8 protein-coding genes are annotated in these 8,076 nt (G+C 65.0%); 2 read left to right on the top strand and 6 right to left on the bottom strand.

The genetic code is table 11. The features are described from left to right. The first annotated feature begins 153 nt into the window (after window positions 1-153). Complete coding sequence (locus RMQ73_RS01350) at window positions 154-2,199, top strand: SDR family NAD(P)-dependent oxidoreductase (protein WP_310496172.1); 2,046 nt, start codon at window positions 154-156, stop codon at window positions 2,197-2,199. Window positions 2,200-2,205: 6 nt separating this feature from the next. Here RMQ73_RS01350 and RMQ73_RS01345 read toward each other — a convergent pair whose 3' ends face one another. The 6 genes from RMQ73_RS01345 to rpmF all read right to left on the bottom strand — a co-directional run bounded on the left by RMQ73_RS01345 (window position 2,206) and on the right by rpmF (window position 6,057). After that, window positions 2,206-2,934: a ParA family protein gene (locus RMQ73_RS01345; protein ID WP_310496171.1), complete on the bottom strand. Its 729-nt coding sequence runs from the start codon at window positions 2,932-2,934 to the stop codon at window positions 2,206-2,208. Window positions 2,935-3,019: 85 nt separating this feature from the next. Beyond that, window positions 3,020-3,409, bottom strand: coding sequence for a MerR family transcriptional regulator (locus RMQ73_RS01340; RefSeq protein WP_310496170.1), 390 nt, complete (start codon window positions 3,407-3,409; stop codon window positions 3,020-3,022). Window positions 3,410-3,414: 5 nt separating this feature from the next. Then, a complete protein-coding gene (locus RMQ73_RS01335; RefSeq protein WP_310496169.1) occupies window positions 3,415-3,729 on the bottom strand; it encodes an integration host factor subunit alpha in 315 nt (104 codons plus the stop codon). Between the two features lie 92 nt (window positions 3,730-3,821). Continuing rightward, window positions 3,822-4,799 (bottom strand): beta-ketoacyl-ACP synthase III, encoded by a 978-nt coding sequence (locus RMQ73_RS01330; protein ID WP_310496167.1) that lies wholly within the window; start codon window positions 4,797-4,799, stop codon window positions 3,822-3,824. Next, window positions 4,796-5,851, bottom strand: a complete 1,056-nt coding sequence (plsX, locus tag RMQ73_RS01325) for a phosphate acyltransferase PlsX (RefSeq protein WP_310496166.1) — start codon at window positions 5,849-5,851, stop codon at window positions 4,796-4,798. The genes RMQ73_RS01330 and plsX overlap by 4 nt, the downstream gene beginning before the upstream one ends. Window positions 5,852-5,880: 29 nt before the next feature. Beyond that, window positions 5,881-6,057, bottom strand: coding sequence for a 50S ribosomal protein L32 (gene rpmF / locus RMQ73_RS01320; protein ID WP_310496164.1), 177 nt, complete (start codon window positions 6,055-6,057; stop codon window positions 5,881-5,883). A 251-nt stretch (window positions 6,058-6,308) separates the two neighbouring features. Here rpmF and recN point away from each other — a divergent pair, with 251 nt between their 5' ends. Next, window positions 6,309-7,973 (top strand): DNA repair protein RecN, encoded by a 1,665-nt coding sequence (recN, locus tag RMQ73_RS01315; protein WP_310496162.1) that lies wholly within the window; start codon window positions 6,309-6,311, stop codon window positions 7,971-7,973. The last annotated feature ends 103 nt before the right edge of the window (window positions 7,974-8,076 follow it).

Genomic DNA, 8,076 nt, shown 5'->3' with positions numbered 1-8,076 from the left:
GTCTGGCGCGATGAAAGCGGTGTTTCGGTCGCTCACGCCCGGCGCGCGCGCGCCGAAAGGGGCAACCAGATCATCCGTTAATCCAATGCCGAAACCGAATGCCTGTCCTTTGATGCCGGCCAGGCCGCGCGGCTGCTGCTCAAGGACCGCAAGGTGCGGCCGATCAACCTGTATCTGCCCGAAAGCATTGCCGAGGCGACCGGCGCACGCCGGGCATTGGTCGGCAGCGCCGAAAACATCACCGGGCTGCATCTGGGCAAGGTGGCGCTGATCACCGGCGGCTCGGCTGGCATCGGCGGTGCCCTGGCACGGCTGCTGGCGCTGGCCGGCGCGCGCGTCATGATGGTGGCGCGCCGCGAATCCGAACTCGAAGCGGCACGCGCCCGCATCGTCGGCGAGCTTGAGGATATCGGCTTTGCCGGCGTCGAGCGCCGCGTGCGTATTCTCGGCGGCATCGATGTCGCCAATCTCGACAGCCTGCGGCTTGCGGTGGACGAAACGGTGCGGGCCTTTGGCCGCATCGATTACCTCATCAACAATGCCGGGGTTTCGGGCGCGGAGGAAATGGCCGTCGACATGAACGTCGATGCGTGGCGCCATACCCAATATGCCAATCTCATCTCCAACTATGCGCTGATGCACATGGTGGTGCCGATGATGAAGGCGCAAGGCTCTGGCTATATCCTCAATGTTTCCAGCTATTTCGGCGGCGAAAAATTCCTGGCCGTCAGCTATCCCAACCGCACGGACTATGCCGTGTCCAAGGCCGGGCAGCGCGCCATGGTCGAGAGCATGGCGCGGCATCTGGGGCCGGAAATCCAGATCAACGCCATTGCGCCGGGTCCGGTCGATGGCGACCGCCTGGCGGGCCTCGGCGGCAAGCCCGGCCTGTTCGAGCGGCGCGGGCGGTTGATACTGGAGAACAAACGGCTGAACGCCGTCCATGCGGCGGTCGTCAAGGCGGTGCGGCGCGGCGAGCCGGTGGCTGGTATTCTGGGCCGGCTGGCGCGCAATGACACGGTGCAACTGTCGCATGACAAGTCCGTGCCGGCCGAATTGCGCGAACTGGCGCTGGCCTGCGCCCGTGAAGGCGACGAGACATGCAGCTGGGACCGTTTCCTGCTGACGCCGCCGCTGGCGGCCAAGCTGACCGGGCGTCTTAAGCTGGGCGGTTGGCTGATCGGCACCGATTGGGCCGCGCGAGCCGAGACGGAATGGCTGCTGCGCGTGCCGCCCGATGACCAACCGTGGCTGCCAGTGGCGCAGATCGCCCGCGAGGCCGCCAAGGTGCGCGCCGGCGTGCTCAGCCAGTTGCATCTGGGCAAGATGCCCACCGAAACCGAAGTGGCGCAGGCCACCGTGTTCTTCCTCGCCGACCGCGCTGTATCCGGCGAAACATTCATGCCGTCGGGTGGCCTCAATGTGGAGCGTTCGACGACCGAGCGTGAATTGTTCGGCAGCCCCAAGGCAGAGCGACTGGAGCAGATGGCTGGCAAGACTGTCTGGCTGATCGGTGAGCATCTGACAGACTATGTTGCTGCTGCGGCCGATGCGTTGCTTGGTTGCGGCGTGGCCAATGTCGTGCTGATGGCGCGGACAGCGCAAGGCGCGGCAGCGATATCTTCGGCTGTCGGCGATGGCGGCGGGCGTGTTCAGACGCTGGTGATTGGCGAGGCCATCGAGGATACACTCGATGAGGCACTTGTTCGCTGGGGGCCGCCGACCACGATCGTGTCGACACCACTGGCGCCGCTGCCCGACCGGCTGTTCGAAGGCAGTGACAGCCTTGACGGCGCCGGATTTGCCGAGGTCGTCGATACCAACCTCACGCATCACTTCCGTGTCGCGCGCAAGGCGTCGCTGTTTGACCATTGCCAGGTCGTGCTGGTATCGCCCGATGTGCCGATGGGGCAGGGCGGCGGGCCCGCGTTCGCGCTGGCCAATTTCGTCAAGACGACGCTGCACGCCTTTACCGCCACCATCGCGGTCGAGAATGAGCGGCTGGTCCATGACGTGCCGGTCAACCAGATCAACCTGACGCGGCGCGTGCGATCCGAGGAGCCGCGTGGCGATGCGGAACATGCCGAGGAAGTGCGCCGCTTTGCCCGTGCTGTGTTGCTGGCCGGGGCGCCGTTGCCCGATGCCGAGGATTCGCGTTACCGGGCGCGGGTATACCGGGGCATGTCGATCACGGTGTGACCGCAATCAGGGCTTGACCAACGTGCGTTCGACCTGGGTCCACAGGGCACGTAGCGCCTTGGCGGCAGGCGTCGATCGCCCTGCTGCCAGGACCGGCGTGCGGCTGACGGCCATCGCCTCGATGGCGGCGGCATAGGGGATCACCGCCTGGTCCGGCGCGCTTTCCAGCGTCTGGCGGTGCAGCGCCTTGCGGCGGTCGGCCATGGTGAATACCGGGCAGATGGGCGGTCCGCCCTTGTGGTCGCGCGCCAGATGCTGGGTCAGTTGGTCAAAAGCGCGCTGCGACAGCGGCGAGGGCAGCATCGGCACTACCAGCAGATCGACAGCGCGGAATATCTGGTCAGCCAGTTCGGTCAGGCCCGGCGGGCAATCCAGCACAATCCGATCATAGTCTTTTTCCAGCGATTTCAATATTTTCTTGAGACGTTTTGATTTGTCGTCGTCAGCCAATTGCTTTTCAAGATGGCGCAGCGAGCGGTCGGCAGCGAGCACATCAAGGCCCGGAAAATCGCTAGTCTGGATCAGGCTGCCAATATCACCATCGGAAAAGCCCTTGCGTGCCTTGGCCCCGGCGCGCGGTGACAGGCGCAGCATCCATGTGGCGGCGCCTTGGGCATCAAGATCCCACAACAAGGTGCGCCGGCCTGACAAGGTGGCAGCGGCGTGAGCGAGATTTACGGCCAGCGCAGTTTTGCCGACACCGCCCTTGACGCTGAAGACTGCCAGGGCTTTCATTGCTCCAGAACTTTCACAGGCCCAGAACTTTCACTGGCCCAGAACTTTCACTGGCCCAAAGCTTTCACTGACAGACCCCGGCCACTCAGGCTGCCAGCGCCAACGCCAGCTGGTTGCGGATCCGTCGTAGCACATTCACGTCAAGACCCGGTGCGGGCACTGACTCGGCCTTCATGATCCGCGGCTCCATGATCGGCGGCGCGGCTGCGTCTTTTGTAATCACAGGCCCGGCGACGCGCGTGGCCAAAGCGAGTTGCGCGCCTCGGATCGTCAGACCTTCATCGTGCAACATCGCTCTTATGGTTTCGAGCAAATCCATATCTACCGGGCGGTAGTACCGGCGATTGCCGCCGCGTTTCAGCGGCTGCAGCTGCGAGAACCGGGTTTCCCAAAATCGCAGAACATGCTGCGGCACACCAACTGTTTCAGCGGCTTCGCTGATGGTGCGGAATGCGCGTTCAGACTTGTCGGCCATAAGCTTCAATCGCCGGCGTTGATGGCTTCGCGCAGCAGCTGGCTGGGCCGGAAGGTCAGCACTGTGCGCGGATCGATCGGTACTTCGACGCCGGTCTTGGGGTTGCGACCAATTCGCAAACCCTTTTCCCGCAGGACAAAGCTGCCGAAGGAGGAGATCTTGACGTTGCTGCCCGCAACCAAGGCATCCCCGATCCGGTCGAGCACCTGTTCGACCAGGCTGGCCGATTCGGCTCGCGAAAGCCCAATTTCATTATGCACGGCATCAGCGAGGTCTGCACGCGTCACGCTGCCCGCGGCGCTGTTGTCATCTTTCGTCATATAGGTCTTCCCCAAACCTGGTTTCCTAACACGCGCGCCAAAAGAGGCTTATTCTAGCGTGTTTTGGCAGATTCGCCAGTGTTGAAAATTCGTTACCAACGAACGGCGGCCGCGCCCCAGGTGAACCCGCCGCCCATGGCTTCGAGCAGCAGGATATCGCCCGGCGCGATCCGCCCGTCGCGCACCGCCGTGTCGAGCGCCAGCGGTACCGATGCCGCCGATGTGTTGGCGTGGCGATCGACGGTCACCACCACGCGATCTATCGGCAGGCCGAGTTTTTTGGCCGTGCCTTCGAGAATGCGCAAATTGGCTTGATGCGGGATGACCCATCGTACATCGGCTGGCGCCAGATCGGCAGCGCCGAGCGTTTCGGTCATCACGGCCGCCAGATTTGTGACGGCATGGCGGAACACCTCGCGTCCCTTCATCCTCAGCTTGCCGGTCGTGCCCGTCGAACCGGGTCCGCCATCGACGTGCAGCAGATCATTGTAGCGGCCATCGCTGTGCAGGCGGGTTGCCAGGATGCCGGTGTCGCTGGACAAGCCGGGCGATGCCTGCGCGCGCAGCACCACGGCGCCGGCGCCATCGCCGAACAGCACGCAGGTGGTGCGATCCTCCCAGTCCAGCAACCGCGAAAATGTCTCGGCGCCAATGACCAGCGCGGTGCGATAGGCGCCGCTGGTCAGCAACGCATCGGCAACCGACAGCGCATAGAGAAAGCCCGAGCAGACCGCGCCGACATCAAAGGCGACACCATGTGTCATGCCCAGCTTGTGCTGGATGACGGTGGCGACAGCCGGGAACGTCTGGTCCGGGGTGGCTGTGGCCACGATGATCAGGTCGATGTCCGCAGGTGCCAGGCCGGCGCTGTCCAACGCGTTCAAGGCAGCGGCTGTGCCAAGATCGGAGGTGAACTCGCCGTCGGCGGCGATATGGCGCTGACGGATGCCGGTGCGCTCGATGATCCATTCGTCGCTGGTATCAAGACGCGCGGCCAGCTCGGCGTTGCTCAGCACCCTGGCCGGCAGGTAGCTGCCGGTGCCGATGATGCAGGCGCGCAGCCGGCTCATGCGGCTGGCGCATCCGCCGGGCGATGTGCCTTGAAACTGGCCATGTCGTGGGAAATGCGGGTGCCGACGCTGTCAACGATCAGGTCATGCGCCACGCCGATGGCATTGGCGATGCCGCGTTCATTGGCCGAGCCATGGCTTTTGACGACCAGGCCGTTGAGGCCGAGAAACACCGCGCCATTATGAGCGTTGGGATCAAGATGGGCGCGCAAGGCCCTGAGCGCGCCGCGCGACAGCAGATAGCCCAGCTGCGTCAGCCATGACGAGCGAAACGCGTTGGCGAGCAAGCCGATAACCAGTCGGCTGGTGCCTTCTGCGGTTTTCAGAGCGATGTTGCCGGAAAAGCCGTCGGTGACAACAACATCGACATCGCCCTGTCCGATCTTGTCGCCTTCGACAAAGCCTTCGAACTGCATCGGGAGATCGGCGCCGCGCAACATTGCTGCGGCTTCCTTGATTTCCTCAGTGCCCTTCATTTCCTCTTCGCCGATATTGAGCAGCGCGACGCGCGGTCGTTCAAGCCCCAATACAGTGCGGGCAAAGGCAGCGCCCATCACGGCGAACTGGACGAGGTTGTCGGCGTCACACTCGGTGTTGGCGCCAAGATCGAGCACGACGGAATCGTTCTTGAGTGTCGGCAGCAGGGCCGCCAGTGCCGGACGGTCGATACCGGGCATGGTGCGCAGCGCAAACAGCGCCATGGCCATAAGGGCGCCGGTGTTGCCAGCCGAAACGGCAGCATGGGCTTCGCCGCTTTTGACGGCGCCGATGGCCATGCCCATCGAAGATGTGCGCGACCGCCGCAGCGCCTGGCTGGGCTTGTCGGTCATCAAGACGACATCGTCGGTGTGAAACACCTTTGACCGGGCCGCCAGCCGGGGATGCTTGGCCAATTCGGCGGCGATAACCGCTTCCTTGCCGAACAGCAGGAAAGAAAGCCGCGGATAACGCTCCGCAGCAATGTCTGCCGCGGCGATGGCGACGGCGGGTCCACCGTCACCGCTCATCACGTCAAGCGCGACGACCGGAGCCGTGATGAGCTTTGCATTCATCTCGATGGCGCCCGCCCCCGCGACGCGCTTCAACCCTTGGCGACGATCTCGCGGCCGTTGTAGTGACCGCAGGCGCCGCACATGACGTGCGACAGCTTCAGTTCGCCGCAATTCGGGCATTCCTGGGCCTGCACGGCGACAAGCGCGTCATGGCTGCGACGCATGTTGCGGCGTGAAGGAGAAGTCTTGCGTTTGGGAACGGCCATGAGCCACCTGTCATCAAATCTGTTGCAAAAGCTGCTTGCGTATCGGTCGATTGCCACGGTGCGGGCGGCGCCAGCCATTGCCACGGGACAAACGCCCGAGACGAGCGAAGGAGCGCCGTATAGGCAATTTGGCGGATTACGCAAGGGCAAACGCCCGCTTTTGCACATCGTTTGGCCCAAGCCTGCTCCGGGCCTTGCCCGGCGCTTTGCGGGGCATGACATTTGTCCGTGCACCGCCTAATCATCGCTCCGTGCTTGTCCTTCTTGATATCCGCAACATCGTGCTGATCGAGGCGCTGACGCTGGCCTTTCCGGCTGGCCTTTCCGTGCTGACCGGCGAGACCGGGGCCGGCAAATCGATCCTGCTTGATGCGCTCGGGCTTGCCATGGGGGGGCGTGGGGATGCCTCGCTGGTGCGTGCCGGTGCCGACGCTGGCCGGGTCACGGCGCAATTCGATGTGGCTGACGATCATCCGGCCTGGGCGTTGCTGGCGGACCAGGATATGCAGGCGTCGGGCAGCGTCATCCTGCGGCGCCAGATCAAGGCCGATGGCGGCAGCCGGGCCTTTGTCAACGATATGCCGGTCTCGGTGAATCTACTGCGCGAAGTCGGCGCCAGTCTGATCGAAATTCATGGCCAGTCCGACGACAGGGGCCTGCTGGCGGCGCGCGGCCACCGGGCACTGCTGGACAGCTTTGGCGGGCATGATGCGCTGGTACAGGACGTGCGCGCGGCTTGGGACGGCTGGGGCAACGCGCGGCGCGCCGAAGCCGAGGCGGTGGAGCGGCTGGCGGCCGACGCCAAGGACCGCGAATGGTTGGACCATGCCATCGCCGAGTTGACCGCGCTTGGCGCCGAAACCGGCGAGGAGGCCGTGCTGGCCGATGCGCGCGCCGCGATGCAAAAGGGCGCGCGGCTGGCCGATGATCTTGGCAGCATCGAAACCCTGATGTCCGGCAATGACGGCGGTATCGCCAAACTGGCACAGGCCGCGCGCCGGCTGGACCGCATTGCGGGCGAACATGCAATGCTGGGCGAGGCGCTGGAGAGCCTTGACCGGGCGCTGGTCGAAGCCGGCGAGGCCGAAACCCGGCTGGCGGCAGCGGTGCAGGCGCTGGATGCTGACCCGGCCAAGCTGGAAACCACCGAATCGCGGCTGTTCGAACTGCGCGCCATGGCCCGCAAGCATCGTACCGAATGCGATGCGTTGCCGGCTTTGCTGGTCACTCTTGCGGGCCGGGCCGAAGCGCTGGTGGCCGGCACCAGCGGGCTGGCGGTACTGGCGCAGGCGACCAAGGCCGCGCAGGCGCGCTGGTTGGCGGCGGCTGATGCACTGGCCAAGGCGCGGCGCGCGGCAGCAGCCCGGCTGGATACGGCGGTGGCCGCAGAACTGGCGCCGCTCAAGCTGGATGCCGCGAAATTCCACACCATGGTTGCCGATACCGGAGAGGCTGGCTTTGGCCCCGATGGCCGCGACCGGGTGGAATTCGAGATCGCCACCAACCCCGGTGCGCCGTTCGCGCCGCTCATCAAGATCGCTTCGGGCGGAGAATTGTCGCGCTTCATCCTCGCGCTCAAGGTCGCGCTGGCCCAGACCGGCAGCGCCGGCACGCTGATATTCGACGAGATCGACCGGGGGGTCGGCGGTGCCGTCGCCAGCGCCATCGGCGACCGGCTGTCGCGGCTGGCCGGGCAAGTGCAGGTTCTGTGCGTCACCCATAGCCCGCAGGTGGCAGCGCGTGCCGACCAGCAATGGCGCATCGCCAAGCATGTTCGGGGCGGCGCCACCCGCACAGATGTGGCCGCGCTTGACGCCGATGAGCGCCGCGAGGAAATTGCCCGTATGTTGTCGGGCGCCGATGTGACCGAAGAAGCCCGCGCCCAGGCCGCGCGGTTGTTGGAGAGAGAGATATGACCGACATGACCATCGACCGCCGCAGCATGATGGCGGCCGTGGCCGGCACGGCGCTGGCCAGTGCGGTGCCTGCCTCGGCGCGCAGCATGGAACCCGTGCTCAG

The organism is Sandarakinorhabdus sp., from assembly GCF_031430775.1.
Classification (GTDB): domain Bacteria; phylum Pseudomonadota; class Alphaproteobacteria; order Sphingomonadales; family Sphingomonadaceae; genus Sandarakinorhabdus.
This window is presented reverse-complemented; position numbering and strand designations above follow the sequence as displayed.

Bases quoted from the DNA above. Each gene is read 5' to 3' on its own strand.
- RMQ73_RS01345 (WP_310496171.1), bottom strand. From the start codon at position 2,934: ATGAAAGCCCTGGCAGTCTTCAGCGTCAAGGGCGGTGTCGGCAAAACT.
- RMQ73_RS01340 (WP_310496170.1), bottom strand. From the start codon at position 3,409: ATGGCCGACAAGTCTGAACGCGCATTCCGCACCATCAGCGAAGCCGCT.
- RMQ73_RS01335 (WP_310496169.1), bottom strand. From the start codon at position 3,729: ATGACGAAAGATGACAACAGCGCCGCGGGCAGCGTGACGCGTGCAGAC.
- rpmF (WP_310496164.1), bottom strand. From the start codon at position 6,057: ATGGCCGTTCCCAAACGCAAGACTTCTCCTTCACGCCGCAACATGCGT.
- plsX (WP_310496166.1), bottom strand. From the start codon at position 5,851: ATGAATGCAAAGCTCATCACGGCTCCGGTCGTCGCGCTTGACGTGATG.
- RMQ73_RS01330 (WP_310496167.1), bottom strand. From the start codon at position 4,799: ATGAGCCGGCTGCGCGCCTGCATCATCGGCACCGGCAGCTACCTGCCG.